The sequence below is a fragment of the Erwinia sp. S43 genome (assembly GCF_016624745.1).
Classification (GTDB): Bacteria; Pseudomonadota; Gammaproteobacteria; order Enterobacterales; family Enterobacteriaceae; genus Erwinia; species Erwinia coffeiphila.
In genome coordinates, this window is the sequence record NZ_JACVTX010000095.1 from 1 (window position 1) to 202 (window position 202).

Consider the following 202-nt stretch of genomic DNA (forward strand, 5'->3'; position numbering starts at 1 on the left):
TCGGCTACGAACCGAGCGGTCGGAGGTTCGAATCCTCCTGGATGCACCATACTTTAGTTAATGGCAGTGAATTCCTTTAATACCGTTCCGGATTGTTGTGTTTTGCGCCGAAAGCATATCCGATGCATCCATAGCTCAGCTGGATAGAGTACTCGGCTACGAACCGAGCGGTCGGAGGTTCGAATCCTCCTGGATGCACCAT

The 202-nt window shown here is 51.5% G+C and carries 1 tRNA gene; it reads left to right on the forward strand.

Annotated features, from left to right (window positions below):
* Window positions 1–124: 124 nt before the first annotated feature.
* Window positions 125–201: transfer RNA gene (locus IBT47_RS26900), tRNA-Arg, on the forward strand.
* The last annotated feature ends 1 nt before the right edge of the window (window position 202 follow it).